The organism is Polynucleobacter finlandensis (genome assembly GCF_018881755.1).
In the GTDB taxonomy this organism is placed as follows: Bacteria; Pseudomonadota; Gammaproteobacteria; order Burkholderiales; family Burkholderiaceae; genus Polynucleobacter; species Polynucleobacter finlandensis.
The window spans coordinates 55,733-76,300 of record NZ_JACVPS010000008.1 but is presented as its reverse complement, the minus strand read 5'-3'; the positions used below and the strand labels follow the sequence as shown (position 1 = coordinate 76,300).

At 45.6% G+C, this 20,568-nt stretch carries 22 protein-coding genes; 10 read left to right on the top strand and 12 right to left on the bottom strand.

All coding sequences use genetic code 11. The annotated features are described in order from the left end of the window. Positions 1-9 precede the first annotated feature (9 nt). From ICN49_RS06930 to ICN49_RS06915, 4 genes are all read right to left on the bottom strand, one after another. On the bottom strand, positions 10-1,119 hold the full coding sequence (locus ICN49_RS06930) for a transglutaminase-like domain-containing protein (protein WP_216166967.1): 1,110 nt from the start codon (positions 1,117-1,119) through the stop codon (positions 10-12). 64 nt (positions 1,120-1,183) lie between these two features. Next, positions 1,184-2,464 (bottom strand): DEAD/DEAH box helicase, encoded by a 1,281-nt coding sequence (locus tag ICN49_RS06925; protein WP_216166965.1) that lies wholly within the window; start codon positions 2,462-2,464, stop codon positions 1,184-1,186. A 111-nt stretch (positions 2,465-2,575) separates the two neighbouring features. Then, positions 2,576-3,151, bottom strand: coding sequence for a cysteine dioxygenase family protein (locus ICN49_RS06920; RefSeq protein ID WP_216166963.1), 576 nt, complete (start codon positions 3,149-3,151; stop codon positions 2,576-2,578). Positions 3,152-3,189: 38 nt separating this feature from the next. Then, positions 3,190-3,615, bottom strand: a complete 426-nt coding sequence (locus tag ICN49_RS06915) for a GNAT family N-acetyltransferase (RefSeq protein WP_255535428.1) — start codon at positions 3,613-3,615, stop codon at positions 3,190-3,192. 149 nt (positions 3,616-3,764) lie between these two features. Between ICN49_RS06915 and ICN49_RS06910 the strand changes: the two genes are divergently transcribed. Then, a complete protein-coding gene (locus ICN49_RS06910; RefSeq protein WP_255535427.1) occupies positions 3,765-4,346 on the top strand; it encodes a hypothetical protein in 582 nt (193 codons plus the stop codon). Positions 4,347-4,462: 116 nt separating this feature from the next. Then, entirely contained in the window at positions 4,463-7,051 is a 2,589-nt protein-coding gene (gene mgtA / locus ICN49_RS06905; RefSeq protein ID WP_216166962.1) for a magnesium-translocating P-type ATPase, read from the top strand. Between the two features lie 49 nt (positions 7,052-7,100). Here the strand turns inward: mgtA and ICN49_RS06900 are convergent, their stop codons facing one another. Beyond that, positions 7,101-7,925: an ABC transporter substrate-binding protein gene (locus tag ICN49_RS06900; protein ID WP_216166960.1), complete on the bottom strand. Its 825-nt coding sequence runs from the start codon at positions 7,923-7,925 to the stop codon at positions 7,101-7,103. Between the two features lie 75 nt (positions 7,926-8,000). Between ICN49_RS06900 and ICN49_RS06895 the strand changes: the two genes are divergently transcribed. After that, a complete protein-coding gene (locus ICN49_RS06895; protein ID WP_216166959.1) occupies positions 8,001-9,023 on the top strand; it encodes a helix-turn-helix transcriptional regulator in 1,023 nt (340 codons plus the stop codon). A gap of 33 nt (positions 9,024-9,056) precedes the next feature. Beyond that, a complete protein-coding gene (modA, locus tag ICN49_RS06890; RefSeq protein ID WP_255535426.1) occupies positions 9,057-9,800 on the top strand; it encodes a molybdate ABC transporter substrate-binding protein in 744 nt (247 codons plus the stop codon). Positions 9,801-9,804: 4 nt separating this feature from the next. Here the strand turns inward: modA and ICN49_RS06885 are convergent, their stop codons facing one another. From ICN49_RS06885 to ICN49_RS06875, 3 genes are all read right to left on the bottom strand, one after another. After that, positions 9,805-10,431: an FMN-binding negative transcriptional regulator gene (locus ICN49_RS06885; RefSeq protein WP_216166957.1), complete on the bottom strand. Its 627-nt coding sequence runs from the start codon at positions 10,429-10,431 to the stop codon at positions 9,805-9,807. A 95-nt stretch (positions 10,432-10,526) separates the two neighbouring features. Further along, on the bottom strand, positions 10,527-11,282 hold the full coding sequence (locus tag ICN49_RS06880; protein WP_216166956.1) for a hypothetical protein: 756 nt from the start codon (positions 11,280-11,282) through the stop codon (positions 10,527-10,529). After that, positions 11,282-11,623 (bottom strand): cupredoxin domain-containing protein, encoded by a 342-nt coding sequence (locus tag ICN49_RS06875; protein ID WP_216166955.1) that lies wholly within the window; start codon positions 11,621-11,623, stop codon positions 11,282-11,284. Before ICN49_RS06875 ends, ICN49_RS06880 begins: the two co-directional genes overlap by 1 nt. A 92-nt stretch (positions 11,624-11,715) precedes the next feature. On the opposite strand from ICN49_RS06875, the gene ICN49_RS06870 reads away from it, so the two are divergent. From ICN49_RS06870 to ICN49_RS06860, 3 genes are all read left to right on the top strand, one after another. Beyond that, entirely contained in the window at positions 11,716-11,961 is a 246-nt protein-coding gene (locus tag ICN49_RS06870; protein WP_216166953.1) for a FeoA family protein, read from the top strand. Beyond that, the gene (gene feoB / locus ICN49_RS06865; RefSeq protein ID WP_216166952.1) at positions 11,954-13,867 is read left to right on the top strand and encodes a ferrous iron transporter B; all 1,914 of its coding nucleotides are present in this window, start codon (positions 11,954-11,956) and stop codon (positions 13,865-13,867) included. Before ICN49_RS06870 ends, feoB begins: the two co-directional genes overlap by 8 nt. An 82-nt stretch (positions 13,868-13,949) precedes the next feature. Continuing rightward, on the top strand, positions 13,950-14,993 hold the full coding sequence (locus ICN49_RS06860; RefSeq protein ID WP_216166950.1) for a fumarylacetoacetate hydrolase family protein: 1,044 nt from the start codon (positions 13,950-13,952) through the stop codon (positions 14,991-14,993). A gap of 99 nt (positions 14,994-15,092) precedes the next feature. Here ICN49_RS06860 and ICN49_RS06855 read toward each other — a convergent pair whose 3' ends face one another. Then, on the bottom strand, positions 15,093-15,980 hold the full coding sequence (locus tag ICN49_RS06855) for a fumarylacetoacetate hydrolase family protein (RefSeq protein ID WP_216166948.1): 888 nt from the start codon (positions 15,978-15,980) through the stop codon (positions 15,093-15,095). Between the two features lie 99 nt (positions 15,981-16,079). On the opposite strand from ICN49_RS06855, the gene ICN49_RS06850 reads away from it, so the two are divergent. The 3 genes from ICN49_RS06850 (at position 16,080) to ICN49_RS06840 (ending at position 18,667) form a co-directional block, all read left to right on the top strand. Beyond that, positions 16,080-17,054 (top strand): Bug family tripartite tricarboxylate transporter substrate binding protein, encoded by a 975-nt coding sequence (locus tag ICN49_RS06850; RefSeq protein WP_216166947.1) that lies wholly within the window; start codon positions 16,080-16,082, stop codon positions 17,052-17,054. Continuing rightward, positions 17,054-17,863 (top strand): class II aldolase/adducin family protein, encoded by an 810-nt coding sequence (locus ICN49_RS06845; RefSeq protein ID WP_216166945.1) that lies wholly within the window; start codon positions 17,054-17,056, stop codon positions 17,861-17,863. The genes ICN49_RS06850 and ICN49_RS06845 overlap by 1 nt, the downstream gene beginning before the upstream one ends. A 72-nt stretch (positions 17,864-17,935) precedes the next feature. Beyond that, complete coding sequence (locus tag ICN49_RS06840) at positions 17,936-18,667, top strand: hypothetical protein (protein WP_216166943.1); 732 nt, start codon at positions 17,936-17,938, stop codon at positions 18,665-18,667. A 75-nt stretch (positions 18,668-18,742) separates the two neighbouring features. On the opposite strand, the gene ICN49_RS06835 is transcribed toward ICN49_RS06840, so the two are convergent. Genes ICN49_RS06835 through ICN49_RS06825 form a run of 3 tightly spaced genes read right to left on the bottom strand, consistent with a single transcriptional unit; the run spans position 18,743 to position 20,553 of the window. Continuing rightward, positions 18,743-19,180 carry a DUF6152 family protein gene (locus ICN49_RS06835; RefSeq protein ID WP_216166941.1) on the bottom strand — a complete coding sequence of 146 codons (438 nt, stop codon included), beginning with the start codon at positions 19,178-19,180 and terminating at the stop codon, positions 18,743-18,745. A gap of 17 nt (positions 19,181-19,197) precedes the next feature. Further along, positions 19,198-20,031, bottom strand: coding sequence for a hypothetical protein (locus tag ICN49_RS06830; RefSeq protein ID WP_216166939.1), 834 nt, complete (start codon positions 20,029-20,031; stop codon positions 19,198-19,200). A 9-nt stretch (positions 20,032-20,040) separates the two neighbouring features. Further along, positions 20,041-20,553 carry a DUF6644 family protein gene (locus ICN49_RS06825; protein WP_216166937.1) on the bottom strand — a complete coding sequence of 171 codons (513 nt, stop codon included), beginning with the start codon at positions 20,551-20,553 and terminating at the stop codon, positions 20,041-20,043. Between the last annotated feature and the right edge of the window lie 15 nt (positions 20,554-20,568).

Here is a 20,568-nt window from a genome sequence, read left to right as displayed (position 1 = left end):
AAATAAACATTAACCAATCAGTCGGCTTGTAATTTTGTATTTGAAGTTATCTGGGTCTAGCGAATCAAAACGACCTTCTTTACTCTCTGCTTGTGGATACATTAAGAAAGGAATCACACCATTCTTACCAAGCTTAGAGCCGGGCAGGGCGATGTCGTGATCATAGTTGTAAGCCATCCAATTCATTTCCCAATTGCCAAATAGGTAATCACGGATTGCCACTACCTTTGGATCGGTCACAGCTAGGCCGCCAGTTTCCTCAAGAATCACTTTGCGAACGTCCGCAGGATCTACTGGGCACCAGCCATAGCCGCTGGCATAAAACTCAGCACGGCAATGTTGCGCTTTAGTGATCTCACCAGACTTACCAAGACTCTTATAGCCACGAGCAGAATCAGCGATACGAATGCCATATACATCACGAGCGGCAATACCTGCAGAGCGAGCGAGAGCCACAAAGACCGCATTAATATCTGCGCATTTTCCACCAAGGTTATTGGTCTCTAGCATCAACTTGACATCACCTTGGCCACAACCGCGGGTTTTAGGATCGCGGTGAGTGTTGTCTACAACCCAGTTGTAGATTGCTTTTGCTTTATCAACATCTGTTGCATTTGCAGGGAGGGAGGCAAGACATTCTTGTGCTTTTGCTTTAACAATGCCATCAGTTGGTAGATAGGCTGTCGCGCGTGTCCAGAACTTTTGCTCTTCTTTGGAAAGTTTTAAAGCTGGATTTGGGGTGGAGAGTTCTAGGTGGCGATTGCGGGTGCTCACAATCATGGCAACCTTCACTGAATGTGCGCTGGCTGACTTGTCCCATTTAGTCCAGAGCATGCGAGCTTGCTTGTCTGGTGTCTCATAAATCTTACTTTCTACTTTGGTATCGCCTGCTTCCGGTCTGATCGACAGTGTCTTGAAATAATCGGTATTCAAAACGAGTGGCAAAGGAATCCATGCCTCAGCAGCGCCATTGGTGTTCTCAAGATTAACTTCAGTAACGATCTCATAAGTAGTCCACTCTGGTGAGGATTGTGCGAATACAGATGTGATTGGATTGAGGGCCGGTAGTGCAAAGGCGCTTGCGATGGCTTTGATGGCTGAGCGACGGGTAATAGTCATTGGATATCTTTTTATGGGTGATAAAGGTTAAAAGGTTTTCACGGAATGATTTTAAAGGGGGGTTTTAGCGGCTAAAGCTTCTTTTAGGCGGGCTAGAGCGCTTGGCCGCTGGTTTGGCGCCACCTCCGGCATTCCCAGAGGGTCTAGGCTTTCTAGATTGCTGGTGTTGCTGACTGCGCATCTGAATGGGTTGAGCCACTGCATTTGGGTCTGGTTCAAATCCAGGAATCACTTCTTGTGGAAGTTTCTGCTTGATCAGTTTCTCAATGTCTTTCAACATTTGGTGCTCATCCACACAGACTAGGGATACGGCAACCCCATTGGACCCAGCTCTACCAGTTCGGCCAATACGGTGAACGTAGTCTTCCGATACATTTGGCAGGTCATAGTTCACGACGTGAGGGAGTTGGTCGATATCGATGCCGCGCGCAGCAATATCAGTTGCTACCAATACAGCAATCTTCCCAGCCTTGAAATCAGCCAGCGCTTTAGTACGTGCGCTTTGACTCTTATTGCCATGGATGGCCATGCTGGTGATGCCATCTTTTTCTAATTGGGTAACTAACTTGTTGGCGCCATGCTTGGTGCGCGTAAATACGAGAACCTGCTTCCAATCATTGCTTTTGATCAGATGCGCCAAGAGCGGATGCTTGTTGGTTCTGTCTACCGGATGAATTAACTGTGCAATCGCTTCGTTGGCGCTATTGCTGCGCGCTACTTCGATTAAAGCAGGGGAGTTCAAAAGACTATCAGCGAGCGTTTTAATCTCAGTTGAAAAGGTTGCGGAGAACAAGAGGTTCTGACGTTGTTTTGGCAGGGCAGCCAAAATCTTTTTAATGTCGCGCAAAAAGCCCATGTCGAGCATGCGATCGGCTTCGTCTAAAACCAGAATTTCAATGGCACTCAGTGATACGCAATTTTGGGACATCAAATCTAACAGTCGTCCAGGGGTGGCTACCAAAATATCTAAGCCAGCTTGAATCGCTTTGATTTGGGGATTAGCGCCCACACCGCCAAAGATAACAGTAGATTTAAGACCGGTGTATTTGCCATAGGTCACAACGGATTCTTGTACTTGAGCTGCTAACTCACGAGTAGGAGTCAGAATTAATACCTTGAGCTGACGCTTTCCGGATGTGGGTTTGGCATTACTGAGTAAGCGTTGCAGAATCGGCAGGGTAAAGCCAGCAGTCTTGCCTGTGCCGGTTTGTGCGGCAGCCAGTAAGTCGCCACCTTTGAGTACTGCTGGAATAGATTTAGCTTGGATTGGGGTGGGAGTGGTGTAACCATGCTCCTCAATCGCGCGCAGGATGGAATCAGATAAACCGAGTTCTGTAAATAACATAGGGACCAATGAAATATTGGCCCGTATTCAATTAAACGACTATCCCGGCCAATGGGGTGAGCTGCCACACTAGGGTGTCTGCAGTAAGAGGCTGTATTTTAGCCTATCGCCCTAGGAATGCCATAGATTGGGCGTGAAAGCATTGACATAGCCGGAGACAAAGAGTTTCTCGGCGCCTGTCTCTGGATGAAAGACGGCTCTTTCGATTCTGCCGATATTACCGCCGTACACATGGATGCTGATTGAAGGCTGGTTACTTAAGTTGTTAGCTACGACATGAATGTCATGAGTATTGGGTGAAACCATCGCTACTTGGCCGGGTAAGAAAATAGATTCCTCACCGGCTTGATAACTGCCATCTTTTTGTAGATGAAAGGCGGTTTCTTTTTCGGCGCCACGCAATTGACCCACCATGCCCCATACAGTGTGATTATGAATAGGTGTTTTTTGTCCTGGCCCCCACACAAAACTCACTACAGAAAATCGCTCGAGAGGGTCCGCATATAAAAGATATTGCTGGTAGTACTCAGGGTGTGGCTTACTGAGTTCATCGGGCAACCAATCATCTTCCTTAATCAAAGCTTCAAGCAGTCTTTTGCCTTTGGTGAAAATGATTTCTTCAGAAACCTTTTCATCCAGCAGCAGGGTGAGCCCTTTAATAAAAGTGAGTAGCTTACCTTCTTGCATACTTATTCCTCATTGGGGCTAGGTTGATGGTTCAATATTTACTGCAATATCAGAATCATATTACGGTGAGGAATTCCTGCTTCGTCATAGACTTCACCGAAAGAACTAAAACCTAGCCTCTCATAAAAAGGCATAGCCGTGACTTGGGCATGAAGCTCAAACTCCATTATTCCTTGGGATCTCCCCAGCTCTAGCAGGGTTTTCAAAAGTGAACTGCCGATGCCATTTCGGCGATGTCCACTTAAGACAGCCATTCGACCGATTTGCCCCTTTTTGCCTGCTAGCCTTATGAGTCTAGCCGTACCAACGCATAAAGGTCCGATATAGGCCAAAGCATGGTCGGCATCCGCATCGGACTCATCAAGCTCCAATTCTTCTGGCACGCCTTGCTCTTGCACAAATATAGCCATACGTATGGGAAGGGCTTCAGTAATGGCCTCAGACCATGGTTTTATCGAAATCATGTGCATTTCCTTCAATGTATCAAACAATCGAGACCTTGTTTAGCCGGCGGCAGAAATTGTCATAAAAAGCATCAATATCGTAGTTACAATGAAAAATGAAGCCCAGATACTGGGTTCAACTTACAACCCTTACTTATTTAGGAGTTATCTTGAAGAAATCATTACTTGTCACACTATTTGCAACACTAGGTTTAACTTTTGCAGCTTCTTCCTTTGCGCAACTTCCAGCAAAGATGCTTCCTTTAGCAGCCGATGTAGCTGTTTTAAGCGCCACCGTTGATTCAGTAGATGCTAAGAAGCGCATTGTTGTATTGAAAGATGCCAATGGCAATCTAGCGCAGATGAATGTTTCCAAGCAAGTAAACGATTTGGATAAAGTTAAAAAGGGCGACGTATTTTTGGTTGAGCATGCTCAAGCGATTGCGATTGGCCTAACAGCTGCTGGTAAAGATGCTAAACCAGGCGTTTCTGGTGTTCGCTCTGTTGTGATTGCCGGCAAGGGATCTGCAAAGCCATTTGAAGAAACGACTGACACTATTTATGCAACAGTAAAAATTACTACGATTGATGCTAAGACTCGCGTAGTGACTTTCACATTACCTAGCGGTGAAAAGCAAAGAGTTAAAGTGGATCAAAGCGTTCTTGGTCTTGAGAAATTCAAAGCTGGCGATGATGTCATTGTTGAGTTTGTTGACGACACAGCCATTGGTTTTGTAACTCCTAAGAAGTAATGCATTAGCAATACACCGTTTGCAGAGTTTCTTCTGCATCCCAAAATGCCCGTCAGGCTTCAATCTGTCGGGCATTTTCTTTGGCTGGAAATAGCCTATGAGCCTACAATGATTCTATGAATCTCGTGCAGCAACATAGCTTAGACATAACACATTTTTCAAATGTACAGCACGATTCTTTGCTAAAGGAGTTGGGGAGTTCGATAGAGGGTTTGCGTAAGGATGTTGCCATCAGCAGGCTCCGGCAATATGGCCCCAACACCATAGACATCACACGCAAGATTCATCCGCTTTTACAGTTCTTAGCATTATTTTTATCGCCTTTGCCTTTGCTCTTAATTGCGCTCTCAATTATTTCTTTGGTGACGGGTGGTGTAACGGGTTCCCTGGTGATTGCAGCGATGGTTTTTTTATCTACAGGCTTAGCTTTTTTACAAGAATACAAATCTAATAAAGCCGCAGAGAAACTACGCCAACTAGTGAGTATTAAGGTGACCGTCTTGCGCGAGAACCTTGAACAAGACATTCCTTTGAGCGAGCTTGTCCCTGGTGATCTCGTCCAACTCTCAGCTGGCGACCTGATTCCGGCAGATCTTCGCCTATTGAGCACAAATGATTTGTTTGTTAACCAATCTTCTTTAACTGGTGAGGCCATGCCAGTAGAGAAGGTTGCTAGTAGTAGTGATGCTAAGTCAGTCTTTGAACTTCCTAATATCTGCTTTATGGGTAGTCATGTTGTCTCAGGCCTGGGATTGGCAGTCGTGGTTCACACAGCTTCACAGACCATGTTTGGTCAACTCGCAAAAGATATTGTTTCTGCAAAAAAGACCTCCAGCTTCGATAAAGGCATCAAGCAATTTATCTGGCTCATGATCAAGTTCATGGCCGTTATGGTCCCAGCAGTCTTCCTCATCAATGGGTTGATCAAAGGAGATTGGTTGGAGGCCTTGTTATTTGCTACAGCAGTTGCGGTTGGCCTTACTCCTGAAATGCTGCCTATGCTGGTGACGATTAACCTTGCAAAAGGTGCAATCGCCATGTCCCGGAAGCGGGTGATTGTGAAGCGCCTGAATTCCATTCAGAACTTAGGCGCCATGGATGTTCTGTGTACGGATAAGACTGGCACTTTGACTCAAGATGAAATCATCCTGGAGCGCTATGTTGATATTGCTGGTAACGAAGATGAAACAGTTCTGGAGTATGCCTACCTCAATAGCCATTACCAATCCGGACTAAAAAACTTATTGGATGTAGCGGTGCTCAAGCACGTCGATATTCATCAAAAATTGCATCAAGCTGCTGCATTTGAAAAGCTCGATGAAATTCCTTTCGACTTTCAGCGTCGTCGCATGTCTGTAGTAGTGAAACAAAATGAAGCCTTGCAGATTCTGATTTGCAAGGGCGCGGTAGAGGAGATTGCCAGTTGCTGCACCAAGGTTGTACTGAACGGCCAAGTGCAAGCCATTACCCCTGAGCTGAAGACTCAACAAGAATCGCTGTTTGCAGAACTCAGTAGCGATGGTTTTCGTGTAATTGCAGTGGCTATTAAAGAGATTGCGATTGCCAACGCTAACCCTAATAATCACTACACCGTCGCCGATGAGAGCAATCTCACCTTAGTAGGCTATGTTGCCTTCCTAGACCCCCCAAAGGATTCTGCTAGGCCAGCAATCGCCGAATTGCATGCTTTAGGGGTGAAGGTCAAAATTTTGACTGGCGACAATGAGCTGGTAACGCGCAAAATCTGCAGCGAGGTTGGCGTCTCTGTAAAGAGAGTATTGATAGGTTCACAAGTAGATGAACTTACCGATGATCAGCTCGCCACAGTTGCCGAAGAGATCTCAGTATTTGCCAGAATGTCACCACAACAAAAGGCAAGGGTGATACAAGTACTCCAATCAAAAGGGCACGTAGTCGGTTATTTGGGTGATGGCATTAATGATGGCCCAGGACTAAAAACAGCTGATGTGAGCATCTCTGTTGATACAGCAGTAGATATAGCCAAAGAATCAGCAGACATTATTTTGCTGGAGAAGAATCTCTTGATTATGAAAGAAGGGGTGCTGGAAGGTCGCAAGGTGTTTGGCAACATCATGAAATACATCAAGATGTCTGCAAGCTCCAACTTTGGCAACATGTTCAGCATGGTCGGCGCGAGTGCACTGCTTCCTTTTCTGCCGATGGCGCCAGTGCAAATTCTCTTGAATAATCTGCTTTATGATTTTTCCCAGACCTCAGTACCTACTGATAATGTTGATGCGGAATACCTAACAGAACCACGCACTTGGGATATCGCCCATATCGCCCGCTATATGTTCTGTATTGGGCCCATCAGCTCATTGTTTGATTACGCCACCTTTGGTTTACTGTGGTTTGTTCTGCGCGCAGATTCTCTAGCTGATGCCAGCCTGTTTCAGACGGGGTGGTTTGTGGAGTCACTACTGTCGCAAACGCTGATCGTGCATATCATTAGAACAGGCAAGATCCCCTTTATACAAAGCCGACCAAGTCTTCCCTTGCTTCTGACAACCGGCGTTATTTGTCTCGTCGCCATAGTCTTACCATTTAGTCATCTTGCAGGCCCGCTGCAGATGTCACCACTACCAGCCATCTACTGGTATGGCTTAGTCCCCATACTGCTCTGCTACTTTGGCCTGACTCAGTTTGTAAAGTCCCTATTGGTCAGGCGTTTTGGCTTGACGTAAAAAAGCCCGCTGTAGCAGGCTAGTTTCAAGCGAACCTAATGGCGCTGGCTTACTTCTTAGCGTTAGGGAAGAATAATTGCTCACCACCAACTTTATAACCAGCAATCGTGTCTTGACCATCTTTAGAAATCAGCCAATCAATGAATGCCTGTCCTTCAGCTTTTTTAACTTGAGGGTACTTCACAGGGTTAACTAGCATGACACCGTACTGATTGAAGAGTTTTGGATCACCTTGAACCAAGATAACGAGGTCGCCACGATTCTTGAAGGTTAACCAAGTAGCGCGGTCAGACAAGATGTAGCCATTCATAGCGGATGCTGTATTAAGCGCAGGACCCATGCCAGAGCCGGTTTCTTTGTACCAGCTTGATGATGGAGAAACTTCAACCCCAGCGCCTTTCCAGTAACGTAGTTCTGCAGCGTGCGTACCGCTCTTATCACCGCGTGAAATGAATGGAGTCTGCGTAGAAGCAATCTTTTGTAATCCTGCCTGAATATCCTTGCCACCACCAATCTTCGCTGGATCAACTTTTGGACCAATCAAGACAAAGTCGTTGTACATCACTTCATTGCGTTGAGTTGAGTAACCTTCTTCTACAAATTTCTCTTCAGCAGGCTTATCGTGCACAAAAACAACATCGGCATCGCCGCGTCGACCAATATCCAAAGCTTGACCAGTGCCAACCGCCACAACCTTGACCTGAATACCAGCCTTCTTTTCAAAGATTGGGAGGAGGTAGCCAAAAAGACCCGACTGCTCTGTAGAAGTTGTAGATGACACAACGATGCTCTTTTCTTGAGCAATAGCCATTTGACTTTGGCTCAACAAGACCAAGGAGAGGGCGGCGGTGAAGCTAAGGAGCAGTTTTTTCATTTGTATCACCAATAGATCGATTAAGTTGTTATCATCCCACACTCTAGAGACGCTTGAATATGCAATGGATTACATATGCAAATTGATATACGACCAATGCTTATCCCCAAAGGGAAAGTTGCCGATAAGACCCCAGTTGATTTAGTTTGGTTATCTGGATTATTAAAAAATATCGGGGGCGGGGATTCTTTGGTGCAGGCTTCCAAGAAATCCGGGGTGTCTTATCGAAGTGCGTGGGGAAAATTAAACGACGTTGAGGAAATGCTATCCCTGCAACTCATCTTGAGGACAAAAGGGCATGGCTCGGAGTTGACTCAGTTTGGCGAATATTTCATTGGCTTTATTGATGGCATGCAAGCAGATCACAATAAGCAGGGAAAACTGCATTACGACAAATTAATACTAGAACTTAATAAGTTGAAGAAGATTGAAAGCTCCAAGTGGAAATTTCATTCGAGCAGCGATGCCATCATTCAAAAAGCTGTTGAGGATGTGAAGGGATTTGCTTTAAAAATAGCGGGGTCAGGCGAGGCCTTAGAAAAGCTTTTGAATCAAGAAGTCGATATTGCTGGATACCATGTGTCCGATGAGAAAAGCTCTAAGGCAATTTACAGTCGACTGATGAAAAGCGGTATTCAAGTTTTCCCTGTGATGAAACGAACTCAAGGCCTGATGGTTAAAAAAGGTAACCCACTGAACATTAAGTCGGTTATTGATCTAACGAAGCGCAAGGTTCGATTCATGAATCGCCAAATTGGCTCGGGTACCAGGTTATTGCTTGATACTTTACTGATTGAGGAGAATATCGACCCAACAGATATTCATGGCTACTTGCAGGAGGAGTTCACCCACTCAGCAGTGGCTAACGCCATTCTGGCTGGTAAGGTCGATGCAGGGTTGGGGGTGAAAAATGTCGCGATTGAAAATGGTCTTGGCTTTATCCCTGTTAAAGACGAAATCTTCTTTATCGCCATGCACAAGGAGTTGGCTTCAGAAGCGCAAGTTTCGAAGTTAATTCGTAAAATTCGAGCTTACTCAGGAGAAACTCCAGGCTATAAAGCTGTGAGCCTGAATCGACAAATTTCAGATTGGTTATAAACTGAAGTTCAATTTTATTGTTAGGCACTTCATTTGTTGCGCTTACTCCTAATCCTACTGGCATGTCTTTCAGCGTGTGCTCAAGCGCAAACTGCAACCGTGGCTGTCGCCGCCAATATGAAGCCGGCATTCGAGGAAATTTATCAAGGCTTCAAGCAATCTCATCCCGAGAGCATCCGAATTGTTTATGGATCCTCTGGAAATCTAGCCACTCAGATTCTCCAGGGCGCACCTTTTAGTTTATTCATTGCCGCAGATGAGGCTTACCCACTGCGTTTGTATAAAGAAGGTATAACGCTAGACCAAGGCGCTGTTTATGCCATTGGGCATTTGGTTTTACTGTTGAACTCTAAGAGTAAACCCAAAGTCAGCGACGTACCTGAGCAGATTGCTTCTCTGTTAAAAAGAGCTAATAAGATTTCCATTGCCAATCCTGAGCTTGCACCATACGGTGCAGCGGCATCTCAATACCTTCAGACTCGTCACTTGTGGGATGCAGTTAAAGGCAAACTCGTATTCGGGGAAAATATTTCTATCGCTACGATGTATGTCAGCTCTGGTGCTGTAGATGTTGGCTTTACTTCTTTGTCTTTGGCTAAATCCTTAGAAGTTGCTAAGACTACGCAGTATGTTCATTTAGATGGGGCAGATACTTTGATCAGTCAGCGCATGGTCCTGACGAAAGGCGCCCCTAAAGTTGTGTTGAGTCTTTATGAGTATCTACAGAGTCCTGCTGCAAAGTCTATCTTGATAAAACATGGGTATTCCATCCCCTAGAGTCTTACTGTGGCTTCTTCATAAGTACCAGCATGGCGCGCAAGTTTTCCTCCGGGGACTTCTGGAGATTTTCAACAACGCCAGTGTATTCAGATGGGCTGCGATTCTGACTTAACTTGAATTTGCCAACCAGACTGCTGACTTCGATTTCAATTCCAATAATGGCTTTAAGCATCATCTGCACATACTCTTCTGGCGCATCAGCTAATTTCCAGTTTGATTGATAGGTGGGCTCATGGGTATCAGTCATCTGAGAAACGTGTTGTCGTATCCAGTGCGGATCATCTATGAGACTCAACTTTCCTTCTGCATGCACTACGGCATAGTTCCAAGTGGGGACTACTTTTCCAGTTTCCTGTTTGCTGGGGTACCAAGCTGGCGTAATGTAGGCATTGGGACCATGGAAGACGGCGGTGACCTCCCGATTTTCTTGCTCAGCAACTTTAACAAGCGGGTTAGTTCTAGCGATATGGCCATGGAATTTCTTGCCATCTTTACTCAGCATGAGTGGCAGGTGATTGACTTCTAGATGCCCATCTAAATTTCCGACTAAAGTTGCCAGAGGGTATTCGGTGATGAGTTGCGCGAGGATTTGTAGATCATCTACTTGGAAGTGTTTTGGTAAGTACATAAGTTATTCGGCCAGAAGCTTTGTGGAATCAATGATAGTTAAGAACATATCAGAAATTAGCATCTAACTAGCTATGCAGCCGAACTTTATTTTGACTAGAACTCATATTCAGCCTGCATACGGATGGTATTGCGTGGGGATGCCGCTGTAGTGCCCCAAAGATAGGCTACGTTGTACTTAATGGCCTCTTTGCGGCCCAATTTCGTTTTCCCAAAAATCGCCGGTCCGACGCTGGATTGCTGTTGTTGATCAGTATTCCAACTGTTGACTTGGCCAAGCCAGGAGTAGATTTGTGCGCCCACTTCAAATTCAGGTTGTAGGCGGTATTTCAATTGGCCCTGGTAGCCAAAGTAAGTGCCTTGATTTTCAGTGCCCGTGTAATGACCTTGCATCAATAGATTTAGATTGGCTTGCCATTTCTTCCATTCACTTTGCAGTAAAAAACCATACTTAGCCTCGTAGCCCTCATTCCTATTTTGCGGACGTTCTAATTCAATCAGAAACCCGATATCTACTGGATATTTACCAGTCTCAGTGAGTTGAAACTTGTTTTCCCATTCAACCGCATCAAATTGAGATGTGTTGCCATCCCAAATCGCCTTGCCGTAGATTTCAGTAAACCACCAAGAGTTAACGCCATATCCAAATCCAATGGATGCCCCTGACTGTCTTGAGGTGTCGCCATTTCTTGGTGATTGCGTCCCAAACTTGGTGTCAATTTCCCTTTCGCCTTCCTCGACGATGGGACTGTAAATATAGTCAGCCGGCCCACTCAAGTACTCCGCAGCATGGATGAGGGGGGTGAAGCTTAGCAAGCTAATGAAGAAGAGTCGCTTGATTGCATGCGGCATTATTTCACCCTCACAATTCCTTGCGCCGTTTCTGGGCTGAACTCCCCTTCAAATTTGTAATTGCCAGCGCTGAGCGGGCCAATATAAAAAGAAGCTTTACTGCCTGGGTTGATGAGCACTTCTCTGTTGAGGTCGTAACTTTCAAACTCTTCTGGTGTGTCGTCGAAGTTTTCAATCGTCAGCTTTACCTTGGTATCAGCAGGAATTTCAATTTCAGAAGGCGAAAATCGACCTTTTTTGATGGATATGTAAATTTCTGTTGCTATTGGGCTTGCGTAACTCAATGTCCCCATGAAGAGGGTGGGCACAGCAAATAAAAGGCTTAGGAGGTGGTTTTTCATATATTTTGACTGATTATTAATAAGAATCATTCTCAATTGTAAGGTATATAATGAGAATCGTTCCTATTAAATGTCAAAAGTGACACCATTCCATGCATTTGGATCAAGTCGTTTTAAATTCACCCTATAGGGTTAGCGGGGTCAATCCCCCCAAAGGTGCGCCTCAAATTAAGGGGCAATTGGAAGACATCGGCTTTTTACCGGGCGAGCAAGTGACGCTCTTGCGTAAGGGTCTTTTGGGTAAGGGCCCATTCATGGTGCGTGTTGGCTCTTCTACCTTTGCATTGCGTAAATCTGAAGCCCACATGATTGAAGTTGAGCTCGAACCCCATGTCTGAATCTAAGCTTCACTTTTTTTCGAATGAGCCACTGGTTGCGCTCTTAGGTAATCCCAACTGCGGTAAGACGGCATTATTTAATCTGCTAACGGGCAGTCGCCAAAAGGTAGCTAATTATTCGGGCGTGACTGTTGAGCGCAAAGAGGGACGCTTGGGTTTAGATTCCGGAAAAAATATTCGCATTTTGGATTTGCCTGGTGCCTATAGCCTCTATCCACGTTCTTTGGATGAGAGAGTGACCTGCAATGTTTTATTGGGCAGGGCAGAAGGCGAGAAGCGCCCTGATCTAGTGGTTTGTATTTTGAGTGCCATGAACTTGCGTCGTAATCTGCGTTTGGTTCTTGCTGCTAAGCGCTTGGGACTGCCTTGTATGGTTGTCTTGAATATGCTCGATATCGCCAAGCGTCAAGGCCTAGAGATCAATACTGATGCACTTTCCAAGGAGCTTGGTCTGCCAGTGCTGACCAGTATTGGCATTCAGGCAGATGGTGCTGATGGCATTAAATCGTTTTTCAATCAATTGGATTGGAAAGATTTAAGTGCATTGCGCACGGGCACCAGTGATGCTACTTTAGAAAATGCAGCTTCACACATTGCCCATTCTGAATCTGACAATATTCAAGTTCAGAGAATTTTAAAAAGTCTTGGTTTGGATCAAATCATCCCTGATCGTTTTAGCGATCGACTGGATTCTGTATTGCTGCATCCCATCATTGGCCCAATTATTCTGGCGGCCTTACTCTTTTTCATATTCCAGGCGGTCTTTAGTTGGGCGACCGTGCCCATGGATCTGATTAAAACCACCATTGAATATTTCGGTGGTTTATTAGGTGAAGTCTTGCCTAATAATTGGTTACGCAGCTTACTCATCAATGGCGTGCTAGCTGGTCTGGGTGGGGTCGTCATTTTCCTGCCGCAAATCTTGATCTTGTTTTTCTTCATCTTGCTGTTGGAGGAGTCTGGATATTTACCGCGTGCGGCATTCTTATTGGATCGCGTGATGGGTTCAGTTGGCTTATCGGGCCGATCATTTATTCCGCTGCTCTCTAGCTTTGCTTGCGCTATTCCAGGGATTATGGCGACTAGAAGTATTTCTAATTCGCGCGATCGCTTAGTCACCATCTTGATTGCACCAATGATGACTTGTTCAGCACGTTTGCCGGTTTATGCATTATTGATCTCAGCATTTATTCCAAACCAAAAGCTGTGGATGGGCATTGATCTGCAGGGACTGGTCTTATTCTTGCTTTATCTCGCCGGCATTTTTGGTGCCATGGGTGTTGCGTGGATCTTGAAGCGTTTCACTAGCGAACAATTCCGCATGAATGCCTTGATGATGGAGTTGCCTAGCTATCACATGCCCCGTTTAGGAAATTTAGCCATTAGCCTCTGGCAACGCGCTGAAATTTTCTTGCGTCGGGTTGGCGGAATTATTTTGATCATGACAGTGGCGCTCTGGGTTCTATCTAGTTTCCCAACGCCACCCGATTGGGCTACTGGTTCACCGATTCAATACAGTATTGCCGGTATGTTGGGACAGGCTTTATCCCATGTTTTTTCGCCGATCGGATTTAACTGGCAGATCAGTATTGCGCTGGTTCCTGGTATGGCTGCGCGTGAGGTAGTGGTGAGCTCTTTGGCAACGGTGTACGCCTTGTCTAGCTCTAGCGCTGATGCAGCAGATGCTTTGATCCCGCTAATCTCTACCAGCTGGTCTTTGGCAACAGCGCTTTCCTTGTTGGCATGGTTTGTCTTTGCCCCGCAGTGCCTCTCCACTATCGCAGCAGTTAAGCGTGAAACTGGTGGCTGGAAGATCCCAGCGATCATGCTGAGCTATCTCTTTGGCCTCGCTTACCTGGCTTCATTCATTACCTATCATTTAGCAGTCTTCTACGGACTTGGATAGACCCCTTATTTTGCTGCGCCACCGCATTTTTTTCTGCGGTAATATCTTTCTAGAAGTTCTAATAAAAATATAGGAGATAAGAATGAGTTCTCGTCGTCAGTTTATGAAAACAGCCTCAGCGGCTGGTGCAGGTCTTGTTGCAGCATCCACTATGGGCGTGATGCAAGATGCATCCGCACACCAAACTTCAGTGTGGGGAGGGGATGTTTATACAGGCCCTCGCGAAATGGTTAAGAACAGCAAGATTCTTTCGATTCAGAATGCTGATGGATCTGAGACTCTAGGTGTCGTTACCCCCAAAGGTGTGATTGATGTGCGCGCGGTTGCTAAAAAAATGAAGATCGCTGCACCCTTAACGCTCGATCAGTTGTTGCAAGAGGGAAATGCAGCAGGCTTTAATAAAGTAGTTGCCAGTGCAGATAAGTCAGGCGTTCCTTATTTAAAGGAATCCGACATTACCTTTGGACGTCTGTTTAAGAATCCTGGAAAGATTGTCTGTGTTGGCTTGAACTATCGCGCCCATGCTGACGAAGTAGGGATGGCACATCCCCGTGTCCCGCCACTGTTCAATAAGTACAACAACAGTCTTGCAGCCCATAACTGCTTATTGCAAATTCCTCCTCCAGAGGTTTCATATAAGCTGGACTACGAGACTGAGCTCTTGATTGTCATTGGCAAGCAGATGCGTAACGTTCCAATGTCTGATGCTCTCAGTTATGTTGCTGGTTATTGCACCTCAAATGACTTCTCATCACGGGACCTGCAGTTGGAGTTGCCAAGTGGTCAGTGGATGATTGGTAAAACCTTAGATCAATACGCACCGATTGGGCCTTATATGGTGACAGCAGACTTAGTGGGGGATCCGAATAAGCTTCAGGTACAGACACTTGTGAATGGTGAAATGCGCCAGAATTCCAATACGGCTGACTTTATTCACAACACTCAAAAGATGTTGTCTTATATCAGTACTTATTGGACTCTAGAGCCAGGAGATATTGTCTTTACAGGTACACCTCAGGGTGTGATTGCTGGTATGCCAAAAGACAAGCAAGTCTGGCTCAAGAAGGGTGACAAGATTGTTAGCCGTATTGAGAAGTTGGGCGACCTACAATTTACTTTGGGCTAATACTCAAATAGCTCAGAAAAGTTGCGCAAATAAAAAGCCACCCTCGGGTGGCTTTTTACATCATTAATCTTCAATGCAGAAGAAGCTTGTGAAAAATACTTACTCAGCAATAAAAGTATTTTCTAATTTTCCAATACCACCCATTTCAACGACAACCACATCGCCGTTTACTAAATACTTTGGTGGTTTGAAACCAATGCCAACACCAACTGGGGTGCCTGTAGCAATGATGTCACCAGGGTAGAGGGTAATGCCAGCAGAAACAGTGGCAATCATATTGGGAATATCAAAAATCAAATCTTTGGTATTGGAGTTCTGACGCAATTCGCCATTCACCCAGCATTTGACTGATATATCTTCGGCGTTGACCTGATCGGCCGTCACAACCCAAGGACCCATGGGACAGAAGGTGTCAAAGCTTTTACCGAGGAACCATTGTTTGTGGCGTTGCTGCCAGTCGCGCGCTGTCACATCATTAATGGCGGTGTAACCCCACACGTGTTTCATAGCATCCGCCTCGCTAATGCCTTTTCCGCCTTTACCGATAATGATAGTTAATTCAGCTTCGTAATCAATTGCAGTTGAAACTGCAGTCGGGATAATCACATTGGTGTTAGGACCAGTGACTGATTCTGGTGGCTTAGTAAAGAAGATTGCATGAGACGGAATATCTTCACCAGGCTTGGCACTGCCATCAAAGCCGCTATTGGAAAACTCCTTGGCGTGCTCGTGATAGTTTTTACCAACGCAAAAAATGTTTCTTCTGGGTCTTGGAACTGGAGCCAATAAACGAATGGCGCTAAATTCATGGGTAGCTACTGGCTTGGGTAATTTGCCAGCTAGGTCTGCACGCAAGATTGCAACAATGCCGTCTTCGCTGACATCGACACCTAAATTCAACTCTTCAACAGTTTTACCATTAGCCGAGATGGAGCCAACGCGGGTTTTGCTCAGGTCGCTTAGTAAAGAAAATGCAGCGTATTTCATAGTCTATCTCCGGTGGGGTCTCGTCTTAGACGTCCCTCAGTTGTATTGTTCAAAGCTGTAGTAGGATAAAAGAAATCAAATAATAACTAAATTAATACTATGAGACAAACAATCACAGCAATACTATTACTTGCCAGTTTGACATTCTTTTCTGGGCTTTCTATCGCCCAAGATGCCTGGCCAAGCCACTCGATCACCATGGTGGTGCCATTTCCACCTGGGGGGGTTGCTGACGCCGTAGGGCGACCTGTTGCTGAGGCGATGACTCGTATTTTGGGGCAACCGGTGATTGTAGAAAACAAAGCGGGGGCTGGCGGTGGTATCGGCATGGCGGCGGTTGCTAAATCTAAGCCTGACGGCTACACCATTTTGATGGCTCTCTCTTCAATTTCTATCATTCCCGAGGCCGATAAGATCGTAGGGCGTGAGCAGTCTTTTCAGTTAAACCAACTCAAGCCAATTGCACGATTTACTGCCGATCCAACCGTGTTGGTTGTGAGGGCAGATAGTCCGTGGAAAGATTACAAGTCATTCGTGACCGATATGCGCGCCAATCCAGGTAAATATAATTTCGGTTCATCCGGAAACTACGGCACTATGCACGTCCCAATGGAGATACTCAAATCCTCTGAGAAGTTTTATATGGTGCATATTCCTTATACGGGTGCTGGCCCAGCGATTGTGGGCTTATTAGGCGGGCAGGTAGATGCTATTGCTACTGGTCCTTCTTCCATCGTGCAGCAGATTAAAGCGGGAAAAGTGCGTGCCTTAGCTCACTGGGGTGACGGTCGTCTTGCGAGCATGCCTGAAGTCCCTAGTTTTAAAGAGATGGGCGTTAAGGTTGAGTTTGCGCAATGGGCTGGACTATTTGTGCCTAGCGCTACTCCCGAGGCAATTACCAACAAATTGCGTGAAGCTGCTAAATTAGCGGCGAATGATGAGCGCGTGCGTACCGTCATCAATGGTGCTGGTAGCCCGATTCAATATATGGATGCCCCAGACTTTAAAGTGTATTGGGATAAAGAGTCCGCACAGATGGTTAACGTAGTAAAGAAAATTGGCAAGGTTGAATAATGAAAAATCTCAGCATCCTTAATGGCTTTCTATCTGTATCGTTTTTGGTATCCATATCGATACAGGCGGCTACAGTGCAAGAGCAAATGGCCGCGTCTCCTGCCGTAAAGACGGCGGTCGAGGAGCTAGTCCTAGCAAACCATATTATGTATGACCAGAATGTCGTTGATGGCTACGGCCATATTAGCGTTCGTAATCCTAGCAATCCAAATACCTTCTTCTTAGCTAGAAGCGTTGCTCCATCGGTCGTAACCGTTGAGGACATTATTGAGTTTGATATGAATGGCAAAGCGCTCAATGGAGATACTCGCACCGCCTATGGGGAGCGCTTTATTCATAGTGGGATTTTGCGTAACCGTCCCGATATTAATTCAGTGATTCATGGTCATGCATCACCAATCTTACCTTTTGGTATGACAGGCACTACCTTGAAGCCGGTGTATCACATGAGTGCATTCTTAGGTGAGGGTGCGCCGATATTTGAGATCCGTAATTTTGCTAAGCCTAGTCCTGACACAGACATGTTTATTAGCAATAATGATTTGGGCGATGCTTTATCAAAAACCATGGGTTTGCAGTATTTTGTTCTGATGCGTGGTCATGGTTATGCTGCGGGAGCTGACTCGATTAAGAAGGTCGTCTTTCGGTCGGTCTACGCCATTCAGAATGCCAGCATTCAGGCAGAGGCTATGAAGATGGGCAATGTTCAATATCTCACCCCGGCAGAAGCCACCATCTCCCAAGAGACTATCGAGAAGACCATTGGCCGCCCATGGCAGCTTTGGAGTGAGCGCGTCAAGAAACCTTAATCGTTGCTAAACTCTTGCATCATGTTGATGCAAAGATGTTTCCTTCGAATCCTCTTCATAGCCAGTTTGGCTTTGACCCCCTTCATTGCTCATGCAGTGTTGCAGGATGAAATCCAAGTCTACGATGACGAGATTAATGCTAAAGGCGAGTCAAGTCTTGAACTCCATGTAAATAGCACGCCCAGAGGGATTCAGACCCCAGGTTATCCTGGTGAGGTCATGAATAACAACGGTGTTCGTGTGACGCCAGAGTTTGCTTATGGTTTAGGTCACGATCTTGAGGCGGGACTCTATATTTCTTACGTTAACTACGACAATAAATTTCAGTATGCCGCTACCAAGCTTCGAATGAAATGGTTGCCATTGCAGGAGGATAAGGGTGATAGTTTTTTCGCAGGCGCCAATCTTGAGCTTGCTAATGTACAACCCCAATTTGATGAGTCACGCTATAACGCTGAAATGCGTTTCATTATTGGTAAGCATATTGATGAGTGGTTAATTTCATTTAACCCTATTATTGATATGCCGCTATCTCAACCTTATGTGCATCAAGCCCCATACTTTTCAAGTGCTACTCGAATTTCCCGAGAGGTAACTCCCCAGCTCGCCTTGGGCGTTGAGTACTATTCAAATCTTAATCAAATAAACCAGCCGATTAATTACCAAAATACCCAGCAGTTAGGCTTTCTGATGATGTATTACGATGGCAAACCTATTTCTTTTCAGGCAGGCGTTGGTAAGGGCTTTTCAAATAGCACGGATTCACTGACACTCAAAGCCATCTTTTCCATACCTTTGCCTTGATCAAGTCCAGTCTCCGCTAAATCTGTAGAGTAAAGGTAGCCATGGCGCAGAACGCTCAGGCTATCTGAAGCAGAATTACTTTTGCTCTTTTTCTTCAAGGTTGGCACTCTCTTGAGCGCGAATATCTGCGGTGTAGAACTTGCCAGTATCTACAAGTGTAATTTTCTTCAGTGCACCACCTTTGCTGCCATTGCGCAGGGGGTTGAAATCAACCACAACCTTATCACCAGCTTTAACCGCATTTCGTGTCCAGCCTCCTGCTCTGGCCAAGTTTCCTGGGCTAGTCATCTCCATTAACCATAAGGCTGGAGTATCGCTACCCTTAACTGTGCCATCCACAAAAATCGCAACATGGGGGTTAGTCCATTGCACTTCTTTTACAACCCCGGTGATCGTCGATATCTTATCCTTATCAAACATTGTCGTGGAGTGGTGTGCGAAAGCTGAGAGGGCGCTAAGGGCGCCAACCAAAAAAGTGGCGTTGACTACTATTTTTTTTAAATTTAGGTTCATGGCTTTTCTCTTGAAATTTATTGTGGTGGAATTCGATTCCCGCCAACATCATGTTGGACTGGTATGAAGGTGTCATTGCCATATTTGTCTTTGCCAGGGGCAAAGTAACCCTCAAGGCAAACACCCTCAACAATGTCAAATTTTCTGGCGCGCTGACGGAAGTAAATACGGGTTGTTTTCCATGGCTTAGTTAAGACCTTCGGTGCGATGACTTCGATGTCGTCATGCAATTCATTCTTACCTACCAAATGAATGCGCTCAATAATTTGCATATCACCATTATTGGGAACGCCAGCCGCTTCACTAATGGCGATTAAAGATTGCGGCATGATGCCAACTGTATCCACTACCAAAGTATCGCCTTCCCATTTCCCAATCGAGTGCCCATGGAATGTTGGATCTGGATCTTCAGGGTGCGTGCGGCCATCAGTGTGGATTCGTCGTAAGCGGTTGCCATCCGATTCGCCAAGCATGGTGACTCTACCTGGAGTGAAGAGTACTTCCATGGCATTGTGTGTAATGAGCATCCAAGAAGGCATTGCCTCTGGCAGGCAATTAACAAAAAGTGGGGGCGGTCTTCCCGCCTTCTCTTCTGCCAACTGAAACTGAATCAGTTCATTTGCTTGTGGGGTCCAGGGGGGCATATTAGTTTTAGCCTGCTTGTCCTGGTCAGTAATTTTAGGGTTCCATACACCGCTCCAATCGGGTAGCTTTGCAAGATTAGTCCAATCTTTCGCTGTGGGCGGTGGATTAATGATGGGCTTGCCAGGTTGCTGGGCTAAAGAGAAGGGCGATATAAATCCCAAAGTGACGCTGAGGCTAAGTGCTATACCAAGAAACTTTCTTTTCATTCTGATTCCTTATGAAAGAGCCAAAACAGGCTCTAAAGTAAAGCCAATCCAACGTCCGCAAATAATAATGGCCGTCCAGAGGGTAATCGATACTAGCCCTGCAATTCTTGCTGCTGGAGGGAGTTGTATATGACCATCCCATTTTTCCAAATTGGCGCCAATAATGAATTGAAAAATCATCATATTGACGCCAGCCAACCCCAATAAAATAATCTTGCTTAAGAAGTAGACATTCTGACTGTAGCTAATAGCATTAGAGCTAAACAGAATGGCGCCAGTGATTACGGCAACCAGAAAAGCAAACCAGGTAATTGGTAATAGCTCTTTGCTAACTCTACTAATTGATCTGTCGACAGAGCGAATACCAATCAAGCGAAGATCTACCAAGGCAATAGATCCAAATACCAGTGTAATAGCCAATACGTGGGTAGCTTCTACCCAAGGAAAAAGCAATTCGTTCTCTCGAATAGTTTGAGCAAGTGGATTGCTATACAGGATTTGCAGGATGGTATTGATATTCATACTGTGTCAGGGTTC